The organism is Pseudomonas gozinkensis, assembly GCF_014863585.1.
GTDB classification, from domain to species: Bacteria; Pseudomonadota; Gammaproteobacteria; order Pseudomonadales; family Pseudomonadaceae; genus Aquipseudomonas; species Aquipseudomonas gozinkensis.
On sequence record NZ_CP062253.1, the window covers coordinates 5,969,948 to 5,993,915 of the forward strand.

The 23,968-nt window shown below is 61.9% G+C and carries 20 protein-coding genes; 14 read left to right on the forward strand and 6 right to left on the reverse strand.

From position 1 onward, the window contains the following. Positions 1 to 55: 55 nt before the first annotated feature. From IHQ43_RS26690 to rarD, 3 genes are all read left to right on the forward strand, one after another. Positions 56 to 1,960, forward strand: a complete 1,905-nt coding sequence (locus IHQ43_RS26690) for a PhoX family protein (protein ID WP_192562640.1) — start codon at positions 56 to 58, stop codon at positions 1,958 to 1,960. Between the two features lie 177 nt (positions 1,961 to 2,137). Then, positions 2,138 to 3,112: a serine/threonine protein kinase gene (locus tag IHQ43_RS26695; RefSeq protein WP_192562641.1), complete on the forward strand. Its 975-nt coding sequence runs from the start codon at positions 2,138 to 2,140 to the stop codon at positions 3,110 to 3,112. Positions 3,113 to 3,306: 194 nt separating this feature from the next. Then, positions 3,307 to 4,194 (forward strand): EamA family transporter RarD, encoded by an 888-nt coding sequence (gene rarD / locus IHQ43_RS26700; RefSeq protein WP_007959831.1) that lies wholly within the window; start codon positions 3,307 to 3,309, stop codon positions 4,192 to 4,194. Between the two features lie 223 nt (positions 4,195 to 4,417). On the opposite strand, the gene IHQ43_RS26705 is transcribed toward rarD, so the two are convergent. Then, positions 4,418 to 4,936, reverse strand: a complete 519-nt coding sequence (locus tag IHQ43_RS26705; RefSeq protein ID WP_192562642.1) for a glycine cleavage system transcriptional repressor — start codon at positions 4,934 to 4,936, stop codon at positions 4,418 to 4,420. Between the two features lie 454 nt (positions 4,937 to 5,390). Here IHQ43_RS26705 and IHQ43_RS26710 point away from each other — a divergent pair, with 454 nt between their 5' ends. After that, complete coding sequence (locus IHQ43_RS26710) at positions 5,391 to 7,568, forward strand: malate synthase G (protein ID WP_192562643.1); 2,178 nt, start codon at positions 5,391 to 5,393, stop codon at positions 7,566 to 7,568. 70 nt (positions 7,569 to 7,638) lie between these two features. Here the strand turns inward: IHQ43_RS26710 and IHQ43_RS26715 are convergent, their stop codons facing one another. Further along, the gene (locus IHQ43_RS26715) at positions 7,639 to 8,085 is read right to left on the reverse strand and encodes a response regulator (RefSeq protein ID WP_192562644.1); all 447 of its coding nucleotides are present in this window, start codon (positions 8,083 to 8,085) and stop codon (positions 7,639 to 7,641) included. A gap of 253 nt (positions 8,086 to 8,338) precedes the next feature. On the opposite strand from IHQ43_RS26715, the gene IHQ43_RS26720 reads away from it, so the two are divergent. The 8 genes from IHQ43_RS26720 to IHQ43_RS26755 all read left to right on the forward strand — a co-directional run bounded on the left by IHQ43_RS26720 (position 8,339) and on the right by IHQ43_RS26755 (position 17,321). Further along, positions 8,339 to 10,279, forward strand: a complete 1,941-nt coding sequence (locus IHQ43_RS26720) for a putative nucleotidyltransferase substrate binding domain-containing protein (protein WP_192562645.1) — start codon at positions 8,339 to 8,341, stop codon at positions 10,277 to 10,279. Beyond that, entirely contained in the window at positions 10,276 to 10,983 is a 708-nt protein-coding gene (locus IHQ43_RS26725; RefSeq protein ID WP_192562646.1) for a 3'-5' exonuclease, read from the forward strand. Before IHQ43_RS26720 ends, IHQ43_RS26725 begins: the two co-directional genes overlap by 4 nt. Before the next feature lie 110 nt (positions 10,984 to 11,093). Next, a complete protein-coding gene (locus IHQ43_RS26730; protein WP_039768032.1) occupies positions 11,094 to 11,612 on the forward strand; it encodes an RNA polymerase sigma factor in 519 nt (172 codons plus the stop codon). After that, positions 11,609 to 12,580: a FecR family protein gene (locus IHQ43_RS26735; RefSeq protein WP_192562647.1), complete on the forward strand. Its 972-nt coding sequence runs from the start codon at positions 11,609 to 11,611 to the stop codon at positions 12,578 to 12,580. Before IHQ43_RS26730 ends, IHQ43_RS26735 begins: the two co-directional genes overlap by 4 nt. A 201-nt stretch (positions 12,581 to 12,781) precedes the next feature. Next, on the forward strand, positions 12,782 to 15,214 hold the full coding sequence (locus tag IHQ43_RS26740; protein WP_192562648.1) for a TonB-dependent siderophore receptor: 2,433 nt from the start codon (positions 12,782 to 12,784) through the stop codon (positions 15,212 to 15,214). Between the two features lie 74 nt (positions 15,215 to 15,288). Then, a complete protein-coding gene (locus IHQ43_RS26745; protein ID WP_192562649.1) occupies positions 15,289 to 16,419 on the forward strand; it encodes a PepSY-associated TM helix domain-containing protein in 1,131 nt (376 codons plus the stop codon). Then, positions 16,416 to 16,595 carry a hypothetical protein gene (locus IHQ43_RS26750; RefSeq protein ID WP_192562650.1) on the forward strand — a complete coding sequence of 60 codons (180 nt, stop codon included), beginning with the start codon at positions 16,416 to 16,418 and terminating at the stop codon, positions 16,593 to 16,595. Before IHQ43_RS26745 ends, IHQ43_RS26750 begins: the two co-directional genes overlap by 4 nt. 96 nt (positions 16,596 to 16,691) lie before the next feature. Then, positions 16,692 to 17,321, forward strand: a complete 630-nt coding sequence (locus IHQ43_RS26755) for a glutathione S-transferase (RefSeq protein ID WP_192562651.1) — start codon at positions 16,692 to 16,694, stop codon at positions 17,319 to 17,321. Positions 17,322 to 17,523: 202 nt separating this feature from the next. Here the strand turns inward: IHQ43_RS26755 and creD are convergent, their stop codons facing one another. Next, on the reverse strand, positions 17,524 to 18,894 hold the full coding sequence (gene creD, locus IHQ43_RS26760; RefSeq protein WP_192562652.1) for a cell envelope integrity protein CreD: 1,371 nt from the start codon (positions 18,892 to 18,894) through the stop codon (positions 17,524 to 17,526). A gap of 166 nt (positions 18,895 to 19,060) precedes the next feature. Between creD and IHQ43_RS26765 the strand changes: the two genes are divergently transcribed. Then, complete coding sequence (locus IHQ43_RS26765; RefSeq protein ID WP_192562653.1) at positions 19,061 to 20,071, forward strand: acyltransferase family protein; 1,011 nt, start codon at positions 19,061 to 19,063, stop codon at positions 20,069 to 20,071. Between the two features lie 24 nt (positions 20,072 to 20,095). Here the strand turns inward: IHQ43_RS26765 and creC are convergent, their stop codons facing one another. From creC to rloA2, 3 genes are all read right to left on the reverse strand, one after another. Then, positions 20,096 to 21,514 carry a two-component system sensor histidine kinase CreC gene (gene creC, locus IHQ43_RS26770; protein ID WP_192562654.1) on the reverse strand — a complete coding sequence of 473 codons (1,419 nt, stop codon included), beginning with the start codon at positions 21,512 to 21,514 and terminating at the stop codon, positions 20,096 to 20,098. Then, complete coding sequence (gene creB, locus IHQ43_RS26775) at positions 21,514 to 22,194, reverse strand: two-component system response regulator CreB (RefSeq protein WP_129972195.1); 681 nt, start codon at positions 22,192 to 22,194, stop codon at positions 21,514 to 21,516. Before creB ends, creC begins: the two co-directional genes overlap by 1 nt. Positions 22,195 to 22,268: 74 nt before the next feature. Further along, entirely contained in the window at positions 22,269 to 22,772 is a 504-nt protein-coding gene (gene rloA2, locus IHQ43_RS26780; RefSeq protein WP_011336265.1) for a retropepsin-like aspartic peptidase RloA2, read from the reverse strand. Positions 22,773 to 23,079: 307 nt separating this feature from the next. Between rloA2 and IHQ43_RS26785 the strand changes: the two genes are divergently transcribed. Continuing rightward, the gene (locus IHQ43_RS26785; protein WP_192562655.1) at positions 23,080 to 23,967 is read left to right on the forward strand and encodes an acyltransferase; all 888 of its coding nucleotides are present in this window, start codon (positions 23,080 to 23,082) and stop codon (positions 23,965 to 23,967) included. The last annotated feature ends 1 nt before the right edge of the window (position 23,968 follow it).

The window sequence follows — 23,968 nt, forward strand, 5'->3', positions numbered from 1 at the left end:
AAAGCGTCATCGACCCGCATTAAGGTGGCTGCCAAAACCATGCAGGGAGCCTGATGTGAGCCTATTAGAAGAAAACCAATCCACAGACCTGGAAAAAATGGTCGGCCTGAGCCGTCGCGGATTCATCAGCGCCGGCGCGCTGTGCGGCGCGGCAATGTTCCTCGGCGGCAACCTGCTGAGCCGCAGCGTGCTGGCCGCCAGTGTCAGCGCCGGCAATAGCCGTCTGCTCGGCTTCGACAGCATTCCGGCTGCCACCACCGACGTCATCAGCCTGCCCAAGGGCTACAAGTCGTCGGTGCTGATCAGCTGGGGCCAGCCCCTGCACAAGAACGGCCCGGCCTTCGACCCAAGCGGCAATGGCACCGCGGCTGCACAGGAAGTGCAGTTCGGCGACAACAACGACGGCATGAGCCTGTTCGAATTCCCGGGCGAGAAAAACCGCGCGTTGATGGCGATCAACAACGAATACACCAACTACCGCTACCTCTATCCGCACGGCGGCATGCCGCAATCGGCCGAAGACGTGCGCAAGGCGCTGGCCTGCGAAGGCGTGTCGGTGATCGAAGTCCAGCGCAAGAACGGCCAGTGGCAGTTCGTCCAGGGTTCGCGCTACAACCGACGCATCCACGGTAACTCGCCGCTGCGTATCAGCGGCCCGGCAGCCGGTCACGAGCTGATGAAAACCAGCGCCGACAAGCACGGCAAGAAAGTCCTCGGCACCTTCCAGAACTGCGCCAACGGCAAGACGCCGTGGGGCACTTATCTGACCTGTGAAGAGAACTTCACCGACTGCTTCGGCAGCAGCAACGCTCAGCAACAATTCGACCCGGCGCAGAAACGCTACGGCGTGTCGGCCGCCAGCCGCGAGATCAACTGGCATCCGTTCGATCCGCGCTTCGACATGGCCAAGAACCCCAACGAGCTCAACCGTCACGGCTGGGTCGTGGAGATCGACCCGTTCGACCCGCAATCGACCCCGGTCAAACGCACCGCGCTGGGCCGCTTCAAACATGAAAACGCCGCACTGGCCGAGACCGATGACGGTCGCGCCGTGGTGTACATGGGCGACGACGAACGCGGCGAGTTCATCTACAAATTCGTCAGCCGCGACAAGATCAACCACCGCAACGCCAAGGCCAACCGCGACATCCTCGATCACGGCACGCTGTACGTGGCCAGGTTCGATGCCGGCGACGGCAACCCGGATCACCCGAAAGGCCAGGGCCAGTGGATCGAACTGACCCACGGCAAGAACGGCATCGACGCCAGCAGCGGTTTCGCCGATCAGGCCGAAGTGCTGATTCACGCACGTCTCGCCGCCAGTGTGGTCGGCGCCACGCGCATGGACCGTCCGGAATGGATCGTGGTCAGCCCGAAAGACGGCCAGGTTTATTGCACCCTGACCAACAACGCCAAGCGCGGCGAAGACGGCCAGCCGGTGGGTGGCCCGAACCCGCGCGAGAAGAACGTCTACGGCCAGATCCTGCGCTGGCGCACCGACCGCGACGATCACGGTTCGAAGACCTTCGGCTGGGATCTGTTCGTGGTCGCCGGCAACCCGGGCGTCCATGCCGGGACGCCGAAGGGCGGTTCGTCGAATATCACGCCGCAGAACATGTTCAACAGCCCCGACGGCCTCGGTTTCGACAAGGCCGGACGGTTGTGGATTCTCACCGACGGCGACTCGAGCAACGCCGGTGATTTCGCCGGGATGGGCAACAACCAGATGCTCTGCGCCGATCCTGCGACCGGTGAGATTCGCCGGTTCATGGTCGGGCCGATCGGTTGCGAGGTCACCGGGATCAGTTTCTCGCCGGATCAGAAAACCCTGTTCGTCGGGATTCAGCACCCGGGCGAGAACGGCGGTTCGACCTTCCCCGAGCACCTGCCGAACGGCAAGCCACGGTCGTCGGTGATGGCGATCACCCGTGAGGATGGCGGCATCGTCGGCGCCTCATAAACCGCGTTCGCGAGCAAGCTCGCTCCCACAGGGTTTGCGTTGAACCTGTGGGAGCTGGCTTGTCGGGTCGCCGTATCGCAGCGATAGCGTCACCACAGACACCAACCCCCTCACTGCCTGCCATCTGCGCTACCATGCTGAGCCGGACGCGGCAGCCTGCTGCGCGCAGGAGTCAGCATGGCCCACCCGTTTGAAACCCTCACCCCAGACCTCGTGCTCGATGCCGTCGAAAGCATCGGCTTTCTGAGCGACGCGCGCATTCTGGCGCTCAACAGTTATGAAAACCGCGTCTATCAGGTCGGCATCGAAGACTCGGAACCGCTGATCGCCAAGTTCTATCGCCCGCAGCGCTGGACCAACGACGCGATCCTGGAGGAGCACCAGTTCACCTTCGAACTGGCCGACGTCGAAATCCCGGTGGTGGCGCCATTGATCCACAACGGCGAAACCCTGCACGAACACGCCGGTTTTCGTTTCACCCTGTTTCCCCGTCGCGGTGGCCGGGCGCCGGAGCCGGGCAATCTCGACCAGTTGTATCGCCTCGGCCAGTTGCTCGGGCGCATGCACGCGGTCGGCGGGACCAAACCGTTCGAGCACCGCGAAGCGTTGGCCGTGAAGAACTTCGGCCATGACTCGCTGACCACCCTGCTGGAAGGCAACTTCATTCCCAAGAGCCTGCTGCCGGCCTACGAGTCCGTCGCCCGCGATCTGCTCAAGCGTGTGGAAGACGTCTACGCCAACACGCCGCACCAGAACATCCGCATGCATGGCGACTGCCACCCCGGCAACATGATGTGCCGCGACGAGATGTTCCACATTGTCGACCTCGACGACTGCCGCATGGGTCCGGCGGTGCAGGACATCTGGATGATGCTCGCCGGCGACCGTCAGGATTGTCTGGGACAACTGTCGGAATTGATGGACGGCTACAACGAATTCCATGACTTCGACCCGCGCGAACTGGCACTGATCGAACCGCTGCGCGCCCTGCGCCTGATGCATTACAGCGCGTGGCTGGCCCGGCGCTGGGACGATCCGGCGTTCCCCCGCAGCTTTCCGTGGTTCGGCAGCGAGCGGTATTGGGGCGATCAGGTGCTGGCGTTGCGTGAGCAACTGTCGGCGCTGAATGAAGAGCCGTTGAAGCTTTTCTGATTCACCACAACCACTGTGGGAGCGAGCTTGCTCGCGATAGCGGACCGACATTCGACATTGATGCCGAATGGACCATTGCCATCGCGAGCAGGCTCGCTCCCACATTTGTCTTTCTGTTCGCAATTTTGCGACTCATTGATCGATGAATCTCCTTACAATCGCTGCTTTGTTAGCTGCCTAAGCAAGGATTCTGCATGCAAGCCGCCAACCCGCGTCGCGGGTACATTCTGGGCCTTAGCGCCTACATCATCTGGGGACTGTTCCCGCTCTACTTCAAAGCCATCGCCGAAGTGCCGGCAGTGGAAATCATCATCCACCGGGTGCTGTGGTCGGCGCTGTTCGGCGCGCTGCTGTTGATGGTGTGGAAGCATCCCGGCTGGTGGCAGGAACTGCGCGACAACCCGAAACGCCTGGCGATTCTCGCGCTCAGCGGCACCTTGATCGCGGCCAACTGGCTGACTTACGTCTGGTCGGTGAACAACGGCCGGATGCTGGAAGCGAGCCTCGGTTACTACATCAACCCGCTGGTGAACGTGCTGCTCGGCATGCTGATCCTCGGCGAACGCCTGCGGCGCATGCAGTGGCTGGCGGTCGGTCTGGCGGCGGTCGGCGTGGCGCAGCAGGTCTGGCAGGTGGGCAGTCTGCCGTGGGTGTCGCTGGTGCTGGCGCTGACCTTCGGTTTCTACGGGCTGATCCGCAAGCAGGCGCCGGTCAAGGCGTTGCCGGGGCTGGTGGTGGAAACCTGGATGCTGGTGCCGATCGCCCTCGCGTGGCTGCTGTTCAATCCGACCGCGACCAGCGCCCAGGCCGAGTTCTGGACCACTTCGGAAGCCTGGTGGCTGGTGGCGGCCGGTCCGGTGACGCTGGTGCCGCTGGTCTGCTTCAACGCGGCGGCACGGCACCTGCCCTACACCACCCTCGGTTTCCTGCAATACCTGGCGCCGACTTTGGTGCTGCTGCAAGCCGTGCTGCTGTTTGGTGAGCACCTTTCGTCCAGCACACTGATCGCCTTCATGTTTATCTGGGCCGGTCTGGCGGTGTACAGCGTCGATGCATGGCTGAGCCTGCGCCGGCGCAGCTGATCAAAAAACACACAAACCTCCACAGGCCACGGTTCTCGTGGCCTGTACCGTTCCTTCCCAAGGTTATCCACAGCGTGATCCCCGCCGTTTGTGCGCAAGTCACTGAATGCTGGCGGTTTTTTGATCAATCTTCGCCAAGCCACGGCGGACGTGGCCTGGCGCTCAGTCTCTACAGGTTATCCACAGGCAGGTGCACGTTTAAACTGGATAACCCGATCCGTCTTCACAGGTCGGTGCGCAGCACCAATTCCACCATCAAGTCATCGGCCAGGGTTTCCAGGCGCGATTGCAGCACATCCAGCGACAGGGTCAGCGGCACCGCGAGAATCGCCTCGGCGTGGAACAGCGGTTCGCTGCTCATCGGCGCCGGGCGCACTTCGGTCACCAGCCGTTCGAGGTTGACGCCCTGCTCGCTCAGCAACCGGGTAATGTCGCGCACGATGCCCGGACGATCGTTGCCCACCAGTTCCATGGCGATCGGCTTCCAGGTGCAGGCCTGCTCGATACCGCTTTGGGCCACCAGCACGCGAATGCCTTGTGCCGACAGTGCTTGTAGGGCATCGACTAATTCGTCGTAAGCCTCTGCCGGCACACCGACCCGCAGGATCCCGGCGAACTGCCCGGCCATCCGTGACATGCGGCTTTCCAGCCAGTTGCCGCCGTGTTCGGCGATGCATTGGGCGATGCGCTCGACCTGCCCGGGCTTGTCCGGGGCGAAGACGGTGAGTACGAGGTGATCCATGGCGCAGCCCTCTTGTCATGACTTTTGTTATAGAAAAGCAAGTATAGGCAAGCGTTCGACAGACGCCTCAGACGCTCGAAATCACAAATCGTGTACAACTTTTTATATTTAGCTGGAACAATCCATTGGTTTTTTGAGAACATCCCGTTCCGCGCCGTGACCGCAATGCGTCATGGGGTCGCAGAACGACGTAATTAGTCTGATTTTCACAACCGCAACTCATCATGTAGTATGCCGCAGCGCGCACTACATAACGCTGGATCGATGTCTGCCCAAGGCACGTTCGCAACCCTGAAAGCCCCGTCAGCAAGGCCCCCAAGCCGTTGATTGGTCCCAACCCAGCCGCCAGCGATGGCATGTACTGGTCAAGGGGTTTGTGGTTTAAATGGCCAGAGGCTTCATTGTTAAATTGAAGAGCTGAAAAGCGAAATAGCTGAGCAGAGTGAGGCAAGCAATGACTGAACACGTTCAAGTCGGTGGCCTGCAGGTCGCCAAAGTCCTGTTCGACTTCGTGAACAACGAAGCCATTCCCGGTACCGGCCTCACCGCCGACAAATTCTGGGAAGGTGCCGACAAGGTCATTCACGACCTGGCGCCGAAGAACAAAGCCCTACTCGCCAAACGCGATGACTTCCAGGCTCGTATCGATGGCTGGCACCAGACTCGTGCCGGTCAGCCGCACGACGCCGTGGCCTATAAAGCCTTCCTGCAAGAGATCGGTTATCTGCTGCCAGAAGCGGCTGATTTCCAGGCAACGACGCAAAACGTCGATGACGAAATCGCCCGTACCGCCGGCCCGCAACTCGTGGTTCCGGTGATGAACGCCCGCTTCGCCCTCAACGCCTCGAACGCCCGCTGGGGTTCGCTGTACGACGCCCTGTATGGCACCGACGCCATCAGCGAAGCCGGCGGCGCGGAAAAAGGCAAAGGCTACAACAAGGTGCGTGGCGACAAAGTCATCGCCTTCGCCCGTGCGTTCCTCGACGAAGCCGCGCCACTGGCGACCGGCTCCCACGTCGATTCCACCGGCTACAAGATTGCTGACGGCAAACTGGTCGTCACCCTCAAGGGCGGCAACACCAGCGGCCTGCGCAACGAAGCTCAGTTGATCGGCTTCCAGGGCGACGCCAATGCGCCGATCGCGATCCTGCTGAAAAACAACGGCCTGCATTTCGAAATCCAGATCGATGCCAGCACCCCGGTCGGCCAGACCGATGCCGCCGGCGTCAAAGACATCCTGATGGAAGCGGCGCTGACCACCATCATGGACTGCGAAGACTCCGTGGCTGCCGTCGATGCCGACGACAAGGTTGTGATCTACCGCAACTGGCTGGGCCTGATGAAAGGCGACCTCGCGGAATCCGTGTCCAAGGGCGGCCAGACCTTCACCCGCACCATGAACCCGGATCGCACCTACACCAAAGTCGACGGCAGTGAACTGACCCTGCACGGCCGCTCGCTGTTGTTCGTGCGTAACGTCGGTCACCTGATGACCATCGACGCGATCCTCGACAAACACGGCAACGAAGTGCCGGAAGGTATCCTCGACGGTCTGGTGACTTGCTTGGCGGCGATGCACAACCTGAGTGGCAACACTTCGCGCAAGAACACCCGCACCGGTTCGGTCTACATCGTTAAACCGAAGATGCACGGCCCGGAAGAAGCGGCGTTCACCAACGAGCTGTTCGGTCGCATCGAAGACGTGCTGGGCCTCAAACGCAACACCCTGAAAGTCGGGATCATGGACGAGGAGCGCCGTACCACGGTCAACCTCAAGGCCTGCATCCAGGCGGCCAGCGAGCGCGTGGTGTTCATCAACACCGGTTTCCTCGACCGCACCGGCGACGAAATCCACACCTCCATGGAAGCCGGCCCGATGGTGCGCAAGGCTGACATGAAGGCCGAGAAGTGGATCGGCGCCTACGAGAACTGGAACGTCGATATCGGTCTGAGCACCGGCCTGCAAGGTCGTGCGCAAATCGGTAAAGGCATGTGGGCGATGCCCGACCTGATGGCAGCGATGCTCGAACAGAAAATCGCTCACCCGCTGGCCGGCGCCAACACCGCCTGGGTTCCGTCGCCGACCGCCGCTGCGCTGCACGCGCTGCACTACCACAAGGTCGACGTGTTCGCCCGTCAGGCCGAGCTGGCCAAACGTGCCCGCGCTTCGGTCGATGACATCCTGACCATCCCGCTGGCGGTCAACCCGAACTGGACGCCGGAGCAGATCAGGAACGAACTGGACAACAATGCCCAGGGCATTCTCGGTTACGTGGTGCGCTGGATCGACCAGGGCGTGGGTTGCTCGAAAGTGCCGGACATCAACGACGTCGGCCTGATGGAAGACCGTGCGACGCTGCGTATCTCCAGCCAGCACATCGCCAACTGGCTGCGCCACGGCATCGTGAGCGAAGCGCAAGTGATGGAAAGCCTCAAGCGCATGGCGCCGGTGGTGGACCGTCAGAACGCCAACGACCCGCTGTACCGTCCGCTGGCCCCGAACTTCGACAGCAACATCGCCTTCCAGGCGGCGGTCGAACTGGTGATCGAGGGCACCAAACAGCCGAACGGTTACACCGAGCCGGTCCTGCACCGTCGTCGTCGCGAGTTCAAGGCTGCCAACGGCCTGTAACCTGCGCTGATGCCGGACATGAAAAAGCCCTGATCTTTCGATCAGGGCTTTTTTGTTTGCGCCGGAACAACTAAGGCTCTATGCCGAGCTCATGTTTGACCAGCCCCAGCAACTTCGCCGTATCGATCGGCTTGAGCAGAAAGTCCACCACGCTCAAATGCATCGCCGCAATCGCATCCTTCACGTCGGCATCGCCCGAGACAATGATGATAGGCATCGCTGCCCGTACCGACTCGCGCACCTGACGAATCAGGTCCAGCCCACCGACATTGCCCATCCGCAGATCGGTGATCACAAGACCAATGGAAGGTTTCTCTTCGAGCATCTTCAGGGCGGACTCACCGCTGGCAGCGGTCATGCACCGAATACCGTCCAACCCGAGAATCTCCGACAACAGCTCCCGGGCGTCCTTGTCGTCATCGACGATCAATACACGCTGCGGTGGCAGATCGGGTTCGAGCATTACAGCGCTGAGCGCTTCCCGCTCGGCGTCGCTCAAAATATCGTGGTCGGACATGGCGTTCTCTACGTTTTCAATTCGATCCCCTGGCACAGTGGTCAGACATCGCTGGGCAGAGCTTCAATGTGCACTTCGTCGGATTTTTTTCCAAGGGGCGAACAGAAGAATTTCCGACCGATTTTGTAGGGCATATCCGAAAACTCCCCAACGGCATGCCCAACCTAGACTTACGTCCAATGGGCACCCCGCGCGATGGGGTCGACCATGGCTGCAACGATCCGACAACAACAATTCGAAAAAGACTGCGGTAATGGTTATGAGTAAAGCGGACGCCTTCACCCAGGCAGGGAAAACCGCGGTGTTGCAGAACATTCAGGGCACTTTGCAATTCCTCCAGCGCTTCCCCCCTTTCAATCAAATGGAACACGCCCACCTGGCCTATCTGGTGGAGCAATGTCAGCTGCGCTTCTACGGTCAGGGCGAGAGCATCATCAAACCGGCTGACGGGCCGGTGGAACACTTCTACATCGTCAAGCAGGGCCGGGTGGTCGGCGAGCGCCCGCACACGGCCAAGGGCGGCACCGAAACCACGTTTGAAATCACCACCGGCGAGTGTTTTCCCCTCGCCGCGCTGCTCGGCGAACGGGCGACCCGCACCGAGCACCTGGCCGGCGAAGACACCTTCTGCCTGCAACTGAACAAACTGGCGTTCATCAAGCTGTTCGCCCTCTCCGGCACCTTCCGCGATTTCGCCCTGCGCGGGGTCAGCAGCCTGCTCGATCAGGTCAATCAGCAAGTCCAGCAGAAAGCCGTGGAAACCCTCGGCACCCAGTATTCGCTGAACACCCGCCTCGGCGAATTGGCCATGCGCCATCCGGTGACCTGCAGCCCGACCACACCGCTGCGCGAAGCAGTGAAGCTGATGCACGAACAACAGGTCGGCAGCATCGTCGCGGTGGACGAGCACAAGGCGCCGCTGGGGATTTTCACCCTGCGCGATCTGCGGCATGTAGTGGCTGAAGGGGTTGGCGATTTCAGCGAGCCGATCGAACGCCACATGACGCGCTCGCCGTTTTATCTGTCGCCGGATCACAGCGCCTTCGACGCGGCGATTGCCATGACCGAACGGCACATCGCCCACGTGTGTCTGGTCAAGGATCGACGCCTGTGCGGCGTGGTTTCCGAGCGGGATCTGTTCTCGCTGCAACGGGTCGATCTGGTGCACCTCGCGCGTACCATTCGCAGCGCACAGCGAGTCGAACAACTGGTAACCCTGCGCGGCGAAATCGGCCAACTGGTGGAGCGCATGCTGGCTCACGGCGCGTCCTCGACCCAGATCACCCACATCATCACCCTGCTCAACGATCACACCGTGTGCCGGGTGATCGAACTGACCCTCGCTGAAAGAGGCGATCCCGGCGTGCCGTTCAGCTGGCTGTGCTTCGGCAGCGAAGGCCGGCGCGAGCAGACCCTGCACACCGATCAGGACAACGGCATTCTGTTCGACGCGCGGGATGCGGCCCATGCCGCGGAGATTCGCGGCAAGCTGCTGCCCATCGCCCAGCAGATCAATAACAGCCTGGCGCAATGCGGCTTTACCCTGTGCAAGGGCAACGTCATGGCCGGCAATCCGCAGCTGTGCCTGTCCCGCGCCGAATGGGCCCGGCGTTTTGCCGCGTTCATTCGCGAGGCGACGCCGGAGAACCTGTTGGGCTCGAGCATCTATTTCGACCTGCGCGTGGTCTGGGGTGATGAACAGGGTTGCGAACAATTGCGCCGGGGGATTCTCGATCAGGTCGGCGACAATCGCCTGTTTCAGCGGATGATGGCCGAGAACGCCTTGCGCAACCGTCCGCCGGTTGGGCGTTTCCGTGAGTTCGTGCTGACCCGCAAGAACGGAGAGAAAGCCACGCTGGACCTGAAAATCCAGGGACTGACGCCGTTTGTCGACGGCGCCCGCCTACTGGCGCTGGCCCATGGCATCGACGCCAACAACACCCTCGAACGCTTCCGCCAGCTTGTGGATAAAGAAGTCATCGACCGGCTGGATGGCGCCGCGTACGAAGAGGCCTATCATTTCATCCAGCAGACGCGCATGCAACAGCATCAATTGCAGACCCGGGAAAACCTGCCGTACTCGAACCGGGTCGATCCCGACAGCCTCAATCATCTGGACCGGCGCATCCTGCGTGAATCCCTGCGCCAGGCTCAGCGTCTGCAAAGCAGCCTGACCTTGCGGTATCAGCTATGAGCCTGTTTTCGTGGCTGCGTCCGGCCAGCCCCGTTGTGCCGGACGACCTGCAACAGCGCCTGACGAAACTGCCGGCTATCGGCGAACTGCGTGAGTGCAGCCTGCGCGAACAGCGTTGGGTGGTGCTGGATCTGGAAACCACCGGGCTGAACCTGAACAAGGACCGGGTGCTGTCGATTGGCGCGGTAGTGATCGAGGACGGTGCGATCGACTTCAGTCAGCAGTTCGAACGCACCCTGCAATGCCGCGAGCTGAAACTCGGCCCGAGCGTGTTGATTCACGGTCTGGCACCGAGCGCGATTGCCGCCGGCAGCGAACCCACCGAAGCGTTGGTCGAGCTGCTGGAGTTTATCGGCGACAGTCCGGTGCTGGCGTTTCACGCCTCGTTCGACCAGCACATGCTTGGCCGCGCACTGAAGGAACATCTGGGGCACAAGTTGCAGACAGTGTTCCTCGACGTGGCGCAGATCGCCCCGCTGCTGTGCCCGCAGGCACACATTCGCGAGGCGGGGCTGGACGAGTGGATCGACTGGTTCAAGCTCGAAGTCTTCGAGCGCCACCATGCGAGCGCCGATGCTCTGGCCACGGCAGAACTGGCGCTGATCCTGTTCAGCCGGGCACGCCAGCAGCAGGTCCACAGCCCGCTGAATCTGCAGCAGCGCCTGAGCCAGTGGAAACGCCGCCAGCAGACGCATTCGTTCTGAATCCGGGTTGTCGCCCGACAACCCGACCGGTGGCCAATTGCTAACCATTCCCACCTCTGCCACAATCGCGAACAATTCTCGTTAGTTAACACTTCCCAGTCGGTGTCGTCGTGTCTTCAGCCCAAAGCCCTCACAGTGAGCTCGTCGGTGCGTTGTATCGCGATCACCGCGGCTGGCTGCTGGCCTGGCTGCGCCGCAATGTGGCCTGTCCGCAACGCGCCGAAGACCTGAGCCAGGACACCTTCGTCCGCCTGCTCGGCCGCGATGAGCTGCTGACACCCCGCGAACCCCGGGCGTTTCTGGTGGCGATCGCCAAAGGCTTGTTGTTCGACTACTTCCGCCGGGCGGCGCTGGAACAGGCGTATCTGACCGAGCTGATGCTGATCCCCGAGGGCGAGCAGCCCTCGGTCGAAGAACAGCAACTGATCCTCGAAGACCTCAAGGCTATCGACCGCATGCTCGGCAAGCTGTCGACCAAGGCCCGCGCCGCTTTCCTCTATAACCGCCTCGACGGCCTGACCCACGCCGAAATCGCCGACAAACTCGGCGTGTCGGTCCCGCGCGTGCGCCAGTACCTGGCCCAGGGCATCCGCCAGTGCTACATCGCGTTGTACGGTGAGCCGACATGAGCCCGGCCAGTTCCCGACCGGTCCCGGCCCATGTGCTGGATGCGGCGATTGCCTGGCAATTGACTCTCGATTCCAGCACGCCGCTGGAGCGCGAAGAGTTCGCCAAATGGCACGCAGCCAACGAAGAACACGCTCGCGCCTGGCGTCAGTTGGGCATGCTCGACCAGCGTTTCAGCGTGGCCAACGGCCCGGCACGCACCGCGTTGCTGCAATCGCGCGAAGGCATCCGCCGCCGGGTGCGCAAGCTGGGCAGCGGGCTGGCCAGTGTCGTGGCGGTGGTCGGTCTGGCGTTGTTTGCCGGCGAACGCTATCTGCCGCTGGATTACTGGCTCGCCGATCAACGCACCGCCACCGGCGAACAGCGCACCGTTCGCCTGGCCGACGGCACGGTGCTCAATCTCAATACCCATAGCGCCGTGGATGTCCGCTTCGATGAGAAGCAGCGGCTGATCGTGTTGCAGGAAGGTGAAATCCTCGTCGAAACCGGTCACGGCGATGCGCGGCCGTTCATCGTCGAAACCGCCGAGGGCAGCATGCGCGCTCTGGGCACGCGGTTCCTGGTCAAGCGCGAAGACGCCGGCACGCGCCTGAGCGTGTTGCAATCAGCGGTGGCGGCGCACCCGCAATCCAATCCGCAGGAACAGATCCTGCGCGAAGGCCAGCAAGTGCTGATCCGTAACAATGGTCTGGATTCGGTAGTGGCGCTCACCCCCGGCGCCGATGCCTGGACCCGCGGCATGCTGGTGGTGGACAACGCACGCCTGGAAGACCTGGTGCATGAACTCGGTCGCTATCGTCGCGGCCATCTGGGCATTGCGCCGGAAGTCGCCGACCTGCGCATCACCGGCAGCTTCCCGCTGCACGACACCGACAAGGCGCTGAACGCCCTGCTGCCGACCCTGCCGGTGCAGATCGAGCAGCACACGCCATGGTGGGTGACCGTGGCCAAGGCGGATCCGAAGCCCTGACATTCAGCGCTGCCTGAGCAATCGCTGTCGCGAGCAGGTCGCGACAGAAACAACCATCACACCCCATGAAAACGGACTTTCTGCTGACTTGTGCAGCGATGTCGTTCGTTAATCGAAATTATTTTCATCCAGCCCTATCACTTTTCGAATCTCGTCCGGCACACAGGCAATTGAGAAATATTTCCATTCAGGAGCCTCCGTATGTCCCGTTCGCTAGACACCTTGTTGCGCCCCAGTTTGCTGGCGGTCGCCATTGCCCTCTGCACCCCGCTGGCCAGCAGCCAACTGATCGCCGCTGAACAGGCATCGAGCGTGCGCGCCTACAACCTGCCGGCGGCTCCGTTGTCGACCACCCTGAACCAGATCGCCAGCCAGGGCGGCCTCACGCTGTCGCTGAACCCGTCGCTGGCGGTGGGCAAGACCTCCGCGCCGGTCAACGGCCAATATGACGCGGCCGGCGCCCTGCGCGCGGCCCTGCGTGGCACCGGTCTGCAACTGGAACAGAGCAGCGCCGGCACCTACACCCTGGTCGCCGTGCCGGAGGGCGTGATGGCCCTGCCGGAAACGTCGGTGATCGGCGTGGAAAACTATGAAAGCGCCTGGGGCCCGGTCGAAGGCTACACCGCCACCCGCACCGCCGCCGGCACCAAGACCGACACCGCGCTGGTCGAAGCACCGCGTTCGATTTCGGTCGCCACTCGCCAGCAAATGGAAGACCGTGGCGTGCACAGCCTCGATGACGCCGTGCGCTACATGCCGGGCATCACCGCCAGCAGCTACGGGAGCGACACCCGCGCCGACTGGCTGCGCGTGCGCGGCTTCGAACCGACTCAGTTCCTCGACGGCCTGCCCCTGCCAAAAGGCGTGTACGCCAACCCGAAACAGGAAACCTGGAACCTCGACCGCCTCGCCCTGCTGCGCGGCCCGGCCTCGTCCGTCTACGGCCAGACCCCGCCGGGCGGCCTGCTGGACATGGTCAGCCGTCGCCCGAGCGATGTGCAGAGCAGCGAAATCCAGCTGCAATACGGCAGCGACAACCACCGTCAGATCAACTTCGCCAGCACCGGCAAGATCGACGACGCCGGCCAGTTTCTCTATGGCCTCAGCGGTGTGGTACGTGACAGCGGCACCCAGATCGACCACGTCGACAACAAGCGCTACAACATAGCGCCGAGCCTAACCTGGAACATCGACGACGACACCAAGTTCACCCTGCTGACCCAGTTCACCCGCGACGATACCGGCATCACCAGCCAGTTCCTGCCGGTGCAGGGCACCAAGATCGACATGCCGTTCGGCAAGGTTTCCCACCACAAGAATCTGGGCGATCCGGACTGGGAATACTACGACCGCACCTACTACGCGCTGGGCTATGCCTTCGAACATCGCCTGAATGACACCTGGCAGTTCAAGCAGAACCTGCGCTACACCAAATCTGACCTATCGTTCCAGGCCCTGACGCCTGGCTCGTATCCGTTCACCGAAGTCGATGATCAGGGTAATGTCGGACGTTCCTCGACAATCGTTGATGAAGACATCAGCCAGTTCGCCGTGGATAACAACTTCCAGGCCGACTTTGCCACAGGTGACATTCGCCACACCTTGCTTTTGGGTCTCGATCACCAGCGCAGCAACACCAATTACATCTCGATCTTCGGTGGCTCGGACGACACGCCGGGAACTAACGTACTCAACCCGATCTACGGCCAGACAATCGTGCGTCCGGCACGCTCGACCGCGTTTTACGACTACGACCAAAAGACCTACCAGACCGGCCTATACGTTCAGGACCAAATGGCCCTCGACCAATGGCGCCTGACCCTCGGCGGCCGGGAAGACTGGGTACACACCAGCACCAAGTTCAACAAGAGCAACGCAACCAACACCGACCGCGACAAGGCCTTCAGCGGCAACGCAGCAATCAGCTACGTGTTCGACTCCGGTTTCGTGCCGTACCTGTCGTACGCCGAATCGTTCCAGCCGACCAGCGGCGCCGACGCCTCTTCGACCGAATCGCTCAAACCGACCGAAGGCAAGCAGTGGGAACTGGGTATCAAGTACCAGCCACCGGGCAGCAAGACCCTGCTGACGGCCGCGGTGTATGACCTGACCCAGAAAAACGTTTCGGTCAGCTCGTTCGTCAACGGCGTATCGATCACCAGCCAGACCGGCGAAGTGAAGGTCAAAGGCCTGGAGCTGGAAGCCGTCTCCGACGTTACCGATAACCTGAAAGTCATCGCCGCCTACACCCTGGCCAAGTCCGAAGTGCAGAACGGCGCCGACAAGGGCAACCGCCTGCAACTGATGCCGAACCAGCAAGCCTCGCTGTGGGCCGATTACACCTGGCACAGCGGTGTGCTCGACGGCTTCGGCATCGGCGCCGGCGCGCGCTACACCGGCAACACTTACGGCGACAAAGCCAACACCTGGCTGGGCAAGGCGGACGCCTACACCGTGTTCGACGCCGCCGTGCATTACGACCTCGGCCGTCTGGACAACAGCCTCAAAGGCGCGTCGCTGGCACTCAACGCCACCAACCTGCTGGACAAGGACTACATTTCCACCTGCGACAGCTTCTATTGCTACTACGGCGACCAGCGCAGTGTCGTCGCCAGCGCCACTTACAAGTGGTAAGCGCCTGAGCTGAAACAGGCCCTGCAACCAGGCCGTCCCTCGTGGACGGCTTTGGTGTTTTTGAAGGTCATGAAATGAAAAGTAAAACAATTCGTCGCTGGTCCTTCGTCCACACCTGGACCAGCCTGATCTGCACCGTGTTTTTGCTGCTGCTGGCCCTGACCGGCCTGCCGCTGATTTTCCATCACGAAATCGACCACCTGCTGGGCGATGCGCCCGAGTTGCGGGTGATGCCGGCGGACACGCCGCATCTGAACCTGGCGCAACTGGTCGAAGCGGCGGAGAAGCATCGGCCCGGCGAAGTCGTGCAGTACTTCGGTTTCGAAGACGACGAGCCGAATGCCGTGCTGACGATCATGGCCAAGACCGCCGGCACCGAGCCCAATTCCTCGCACACCTTCATGCTCGACGCGCGCACCGGCGAAGCCCTGGAAATGCCTTCGGCCAACGGTGGCTTGATGCTGTTCATCCTGCGCCTGCACGTCGATATGTTTGCCGGGTTGCCGGGCAAATTGCTGCTGGCGTTCATGGGGTTGCTGTTCGTGATCGCGATCGTGTCCGGCACGGTGTTGTATTTGCCGTTCATGCGCCGCTTGAAGTTCGGCACCGTGCGCCAGGACAAATCCACCCGCCTGCGTTGGCTCGACCTGCACAACCTGATCGGTGTGGTGACCCTGACCTGGGCACTGGTGGTCGGCGTGACCGGCGTGATCAGTGCCTGCGCCGACCTGCTGATCGCCGCGTGGCGCGCCGAAGCCCTGACCACCCTGATCGCGCCCTACCGCGATGCCCCGCCGCTGACGCAACTGGCCCCGGCCACCCGGGTGCTGGACATCGCCGGCAGCGTCACTCCGGGGATGAAACCGGACTTCATCGCCTTCCCCGGCACCCGCTTCTCCAGCGAGCACCATTACTCGGTGTTCATGAAGGGCGGCACCCACCTGACCTCGCACCTGCTGACCCCGGTGCTGATCGACGCCAGCACCCTGAAAGTCACGGCGGTAGCAGAACGACCTTGGTACATGGACGCCATGGGCATGTCGCAGCCGCTGCACTTCGGCGACTACGGCGGCATGCCGATGAAGATCCTCTGGGCCACGCTGGACGTGCTGACCATCATCGTCCTCGCCAGCGGCGTGTACTTGTGGGTGGTACGACGCAAGGCCGCGAAACCGGTGCTGGAACCGGCGGAGGCCGCTGCATGAAGCCGCGTCAGTCGAATTTCTGGAAGGTCTTCAGCACACCGCTGCTGATCGCGCTACTGAGTGCAGCGGGCCTGTTCGCGGCGCTGCTGGGCGACCGGATCTGGGATGGTTTGAGCTGGGTGGGTCTGGGCATTCCGGCCGCCATTGCCCTGCACGGACTGCTGCAACGCCGCTGAAAAACCTGTGGGAGCGCGCTTGCTCCCACAAAAGGCTTGAGCCAAGGCGCTGACAGGCTATGCTGCCCGTCATTGCCCCTGACCGAGACCCTGCCGATGTCCGCTCCCAGCATGACCCTGTTCCACAACACCCTGTCCCCGTTCGTGCGCAAAGTCATGGTGCTGCTGCACGAAACCGGCCAGCAGGATCGCGTCGCGCTGCAGGACTGCGTGCTCAGCCCTGTGAGCCCGGACGCCGCCCTCAACGAAGACAACCCGCTGGGCAAAATCCCGGCCCTGCGCCTGGCCGACGGCAATGTCATCCATGACAGCCGGGTGATCCTCGATTACCTCGACCACCAGCACGTCGGCAATCCGCTGATCCCCCGCGACGGTTCGGCCCGCTGGCGGCGCCTGACCCTGGCCTCGATGGCCGACGGGATCATGGACGCCTCGGTCATGGTGCGTTACGAGCAAGTGCTGCGCGCCCCGGAAAAACACTGGGACGAATGGCTAGAGGCCCAGCGCGAAAAGATCCGCCGCGCCCTCGCCTTGCTGGAACGCGACGCGATTGCCGAACTGACCTGCCACTTCGACGTCGCTTCGATCAGCGTGGCCTGTGCGCTGGGTTATCTGGATCTTCGCTTCCCGGATCTGGGCTGGCGTGACGCCAACCCGCAACTGGCCAACTGGTTCTTTGAAGTGAGCCAGCGGCCGTCGATGATTGCGACGATGCCGAAAGTTTAGGTCGGCTGTCCCGGCCCCTTCGCGAGCAAGCTCGCTCCCGCAGGATTGGTTTCGCCCCAGCTTTTTCTGTCACAACCAAACCTACTGTGGGAGCGAGCTTGCTCGCGATGGCACCACTTCGGATCCAGTGGAAGTGACGCGAAGATCAGCGTCATCAACACCTCTGCTTCCCGCTGCTCCTCACGCAATCCCACAAACCGGCTCATTGCACCGCTCCGATATCGAATTCCAGCGGTTTGGCCGGTTTCTGCCCGATCCCGTACCAGTCCAGATTGCGGGTCAGCACCATGAACACACCAAGCAGACCGAACAGCAGCAGCGAGCCCATCAGCAGCGCGTAATCCTCGGCGCTCAGCAAGCCGTAGAGCAAGCCGTACAACGCCGCCAGCCCCGCCGAAAAACTCAAGCCATGCCGCACGCTGCGCAGTACGTGGCAGACGTAGAACCCGATCAACAGCACACAACCGCTGGCCGACAACAGATACGCCAGGGCAAAACCGATGTGCTCCGACAACGACAGCAGCAACAGATAAAAGAACGCCAGCGCCACGCCCACCAGCGCGTATTGCACCGGGTGCACCGCCAGGCTTTTCAGCACTTCGAACAGGAAGAAACCGGCGAACGTCAGGACGATGAACAGCAGCGCATATTTGATCGCCCGGTCGCTCTTCAGATACTGATCCACCGGATCGATGAAGCTCACGCCGAAACTTCGCCCGTTGAACGCCTCGCAATCATTGCCCGACACGCAGCGGCTCATCGCTTCTTGCAAATTGGTGGAGAAGAACGAGGTCTGCCAGTCGGCGGTGAAACCCTGATCGTTGATCTCGCGTTTGGCCGGCAGGAAGTTACCGATGAAGCTTGGGTGCGGCCAGTTGGCAGCGAGGTTCACCCGGCTGGTCTTGCCCACCGGCAGCACCTGCAACGAGCCGGTGCCTTGCAGGCGCAGGTCGAAGCCAAAGGCCAATTCCGTGGTCTTGCCGGTGTCCAGCGCCGGCAGCGTCACACGCACACCCTCGCCCAGCCAGCCGACCTGAGTGCCAGGCACGAAGTCCAGGCGTTGCGCGCCCAGCTCCAGCTTCAGCGCGTTTTCGATCCCGCGAATGTCACTGATGCCGACCGCCAGGAACGGCGCATCGAAGGTGTAATCGGCGAAATCTTCCTTGATCCCCAACTGTGCCGGCAGCGAGAAATGTCCGCTTATACGGTTGTCGGCATGAAACAGCCGTGCCTCATAAATGCCCCGGGCGCGCAGCTCGGTCTGCACCTGACCGTCGAGTTCAAAGCGCTCCGGCAGGAAATACAGACGACCGCGTTCTTCACCGATTTCCTGGTAACGCTCGTCGCTCTTCTCTTTGGTCTTCCAGGTGCGCACCACCTTGCGATACGGCACAACCATCACCGGCCCGCTGAGTTGCTGGCTGTAGCTTGAGCTTCTGGCAATGTCTTCGAGCACGCCGTCACGCAGTTGCTGGCGATCGTCGATGATGCCGTCGATCATCAGCAGCGGCACCAGCAGCAACAGGATCAGCAGGGCGATCGCCCCGAGTTTGAAAGTCAGGTTTCTGTTCATTTCCACGCCCCTTGTTTGAATGAGGCGAGTCTGGAAGCCCTGTGTGATTTTGTTATGGAGGTTGTGTGGGCTTTACGTGGAAAAGCCTGTAAAACGCTTTCCCTCGAAAGCCACCACCTGACTTCCCGGGCACCGACGGACAAGACTGGAATAAAGGACTACTGAATTGCGCAACAACTCATTCGATCTGATCAGGCACCTTGCCGCGTTTCTGGTACTGGTCAGCCACCACTTCGCCCTGAGCGGTTCGCAAGAGCCGGGCATCAGCGGCTACAACTCGCTGGGCGGCATTGCGGTCATTGCCTTCTTTTCGATTTCCGGCCTGCTGATCACCCGCAGCTTCCTCAACGCCAACGGCATCACTGACTATCTGAGCAAACGCGTCGCACGGATCTTTCCGGCGCTGATCGTTTGTGCCTTTCTCATGACGTTTGTGTCCGGCGCGCTGTTTGCCGAGGGCTATGTGACGAGCCCCGCCGTCCTGATCGACTTCCTGCGCATCTCGCTGTTCGGCCGGGCGAATATCGAGCCCGTTACTCACGGGTTTATCTTCAGCGAATCTTTCAATGGCAGCCTATGGACGCTGAAAATCGAATTCACTTTTTATCTGCTGGTGGCGGTGGTGCTGAGTCTGTACCGACGGGCGACGGCAGCGGGTGCCTTGCTGGCGTTGTTCTGCGTGGCGACCTTTGTGCTGGGCAACGGTCCTGCCACAGCGCTGACTCAGAAGCTCGCGGTGTATGGATGTGCCGGCATCGCGTTTTTTGCCGGATCGCTGCTGGCCTTCTACAAGCAACTGCTGGGCGACAGGCGCCGGTTGGCAATCATGCTGGTGGCCTGTGTCGGGGTTGCCTTGCTGGCGATCGGAGCACCGATGGCCGGTGTCGTCGTCACCCTGTGCATCTGCCTGGCCACCCTGAGTGTGGGCCTGCTCTACGTCGATCGCACCATTCGGGGTCGATTCGATCTGTCCTACGGCATCTACCTGTACGCGTTTCCCGTCCAGCAGTTGGTGATCAACAAGACATCGCTGACGTTCGTACCGTCCATGATGCTGTCGGCGCTGATCGTGATCGTGCTGGCCATCGCCTCCTGGCACTGGGTCGAGCGACCGGCGCTGCAATGGGCGCATCGCCGGAACAAGGCCAGAATCAGCGAAGCCGCAACACCGACCTGAGTGGGCGACGGTTTGCCGGGCGGATCACGGCAGGTGCAACTGCACCTGCACGCCCCCTGCGAGGTTATCGATGCGCAGAGAACCGCCGTGCAGCTTGACCACTTCCTCGACGAAATTCAGCCCAAGCCCCGTGCTTTTGCGCCCGCTGTCAGGACGCGGCAACGAATAAAAGCGCTCGGTCAGACGCGTCAGCGCGTAATCGGGAATGGGCGCGGCCTCGTTGAACAGGCCAAATACGATCTGTGCGCCAACCCGCTCGGCTTCAAATCGCAGCAAGCCCTTGGGTGGCGTGAAGTCCAGTGCGTTCTCCAGCAGATTGCCCAAGGCCTGGCGCAGCAGAAACGGCTCGCCGAGCAATGCCAGATCAGCGGGGATGGCGCGTTCGATTCTCAGCTGTCGCCCCTCAATCCGTGCGGTCTGTGCCTGCAAGACTTCATCGACCAACGCCGCGAGTGGCACGACGACGCGTTCTTCCAGGCCCTGACGCTGTTCAACCTGAGCCAGATCGAGCAGGCGCTCGATCAACTGCTGCATCCTGGCACTTTCACTGTCGATGTTGCCGACAAAGCGCAATCGCTGATTCGCCGGCATCTCGTCCTGCAGCAGCTCGGCGGCACCGCGAATCGCCGCCAGCGGGCTCTTCAATTCATGGGTCAGGGTGTGCACATAGCGCTCGACGTAAGCCTTGCCTTCGAGCTGGGTGCGCATCTGTTCCACGGCGGTCGCCAACTGCTCCAGCTCGCCGCCGCGATAGTGCGGCACCGCCACCCGACGGCCCTCGCTCACGGCCTGGGCGTATACGGTCAAGCGGTGCAACGCGCGGCTCAGCCACCACGAGAGCAGGGCGCCGAGCAGCAGGCCGAGGCCGATCAGTCCGGCGCCGTAACCGAGCAGGCGGCGTTCGGTACGGTCGACGTAGGGTTGCAGTGAGCTGTTGGGTTTGGCCACGGTGACCACGCCGATGATCGCGCCGTTGTCGCGGATCGGCGCGCCGACGTGCATCACCGAAGAGTTCGGGTCATTCGGATCGCTGCGGCTGGAGCGTGCGCCGTATTCTCCGCGCAAGGTGAGGTAGACGTCGTTCCAGCGCGAGTAGTCCTGGCCGACCGCGACACCGCTGGAGTCCAGCACCACGATGCCCTTGGCGTCGGTGACGTAGATGCGGTGGTTGACCTGGTTTTTCGCCAGGCCCCAGATGGTCGCTTTCGGCTGGCGTTCACCATAGGCGCGGAGCAGTTCCGGCCAGCGATTCTGGTTGAGGGTGCCGGCCTTGAAATCGTCCCGCAGGATTTCCGCCATCAGGTTGGCGGTGTCGACCAGGGTTTCTTCGGTGGACTGACGCACGCCGGGGCGGATTTCTTCCATCACCGTGTTGAGCACGAAATACCCGGTGAGGCCGATGAACAGCACATACACCAGGAAAATCCGCAGCCCCAGCGACATCAGCTGTGCCCCGGGCTGTAGCTGTAACCGAGGCCGCGATGGGTCTGGATCGGTTCGGCCTCGGCACGCACCAGACGCAGTTTGGCGCGCACGCTTTTGATATGGCTGTCGATGCTGCGCTCGTAACCGGCATCCGCCGCCACGCCCAGCGCATCGAGCAGTTGCTCGCGGCTGAACACCCGCTCGGGTTGTTCGAGCAGGCATTGCAGCAGGCGGAATTCATGGCGGGTCAGGCTCAGGGGCTGGCCGCGATAGCTGATCTGTACGCGCTCGGGATCGACGCGGAACAGCGCCGAGGATGCTTCGATGACCGGACGCGGCGCCATGCGCTTGAGAATCGCCCGGACCCGCGCCGCCACTTCGCGTGGGCTGAACGGTTTGACCACGTAATCGTCGGCGCCGATTTCCAGGCCCACCACGCGATCAATTTCGGCGTTGCGCGCACTGAGGAACAGCACCGGCACTTCGCTGAAGCGACGCAGCTGTTTGCAGGTTTCGAAGCCGCTGATATCCGGCAGGCCAATGTCGAGGATGATCAGATCTGCCGGGGTCTGGCGCTGATGCTCCAGCGCCGCCGCGCCCAGGCTCAGCCAGGTCGTGGTGAAGCCCTCGCCCTGCAAGGCAAAAATCAGCGTATCGGCAATCGCCGCTTCGTCTTCGACAATCAGGATATGAGGCATGGCGTCCGAGCCTGTGGGTTAAGTGCGCGAACGGTGCCCCAAGCTCGGCGTTACGTCAATGAGACCACTTGGTTTCAGCAGTCGGGCTTGTCCGCTGTAAAGCGTCGTGCCGGGTTCACCGCCGCGCCGAACTCGCGCAGGGCCTTGGCACCGATCAGCAACGGGTAGTTGAAGTTGCTGCGGTCGGTCAGGTTGACCTCCACGGTACGCTTGACGTCGCCCAGGCACAGCTCCAGATCGACTACCGGGCGCTTGGCCACTTCGGTGCTTTCGCCCTCGTCTTCTTCATCCGAGCGACTCTTGATCTTGCTGATCCGCGCGATCTTGTGCTCGTACACCTTGTTGCTCGCGTCCTTGGTGGCCAGGCGGAAGCGTACCCAGTCTTCGCCGTCGCGTTTGAACGTCTCGATGTCCTTGGCCGACAGCGAGGCGGTCAGCGCGCCGGTGTCCATCTTGGCCTTGAGCACTTCACCGCCGATTTCCGGCAGCGCGATGTATTCGTAACGACCGTACAGGGTCGGTTCGGCGGCGAGCACCGGCAGGGCAACGAGGGAAAGCAGTGCAAGGAGGGATTTCACGTAAGGGGCTTCCTTGGGAAATGGGGGCGTCAGACGCGAGATTTTAGACAGTCAGCGAACAATTGGTTCGCCCGTAAATCGCTTTCGCGGGCAAGCCCGCTCCCACAGGTACAGCGACGCTCACAGATTGTATGTACGACACCAACCCTGTGGGAGCGGGCTTGCCCGCGAAGAGGCCGGCACAGTCAATACAGAACCGGAAGCTCAGCATAGCCAGCCACAGGTGAAACATTCGTCACCGGCGGATTTGGCCTGTCGGCCGAAGCCACTTATCATGGCGCGCCCATCCGTATTCCAAGAGTTGCTTATGCGCCGCCTGCTCACCGGCTGTCTCGTCACCCTGCTGCTGTTGTCCAACACCCTCGTGCTCTTCGGCCCGCTGATGGTGTTTGCCCTGCTCAAGCTGATCCTGCCGGGGCGCTTTCGCGACTACGCCTCGTGGGCGGTGATGTGGATCGCCGAGACCTGGGCGGAAATCGACAAGCTGATCTTTCGCCTGTGCATCCCCACCCAATGGGACATTCGCGGCGGCGAAGACCTGCGCAGCGACACCTCCTATCTGGTCATCAGCAACCATCAGTCCTGGGTCGATATCCCTGCGCTGATCCAGACCCTCAATCGGCGCACGCCGTTCTTCAAGTTCTTCCTCAAGAAAGAACTGATCTGGGTGCCGTTCCTGGGCCTGGCCTGGTGGGCGCTGGATTATCCGTTCATGAAGCGCTACACCAAGGCGTTCCTGGCGAAGCACCCGGAGCTGGCCGGCAAGGATCTGGAAATCACCAAAGCCGCCTGCGAGCTGTTCAAGCGCCAGCCGGTGACGGTGGTCAATTATCTGGAAGGCACGCGTTACACCGCCGCCAAAAGCACTCAGCAGCAATCACCGTTCAGCCACCTGCTCAAGCCCAAGGCCGGCGGCGTGGCGTTCGTGCTTGCAGCGATGGGCGAACAGCTGGACGCGATTCTCGATGTGACCGTGGTTTATCCACAGCAGAAGATTCCAGGGTTCTGGGACCTGATCAGCGGCAACGTGCCGCGCGTGATCATCGACATCCAGACCCGCGAGCTGGATCCGGCCCTGTGGCAGGGTGATTACGAAAACGATCCGGTGTTTCGCGAGAAGGTCCAGAACTGGGTCAACCAGCTCTGGACCCTCAAGGATCAGCGCATCGCCGAACTCAAAGGCGAGCGCCGCTGAG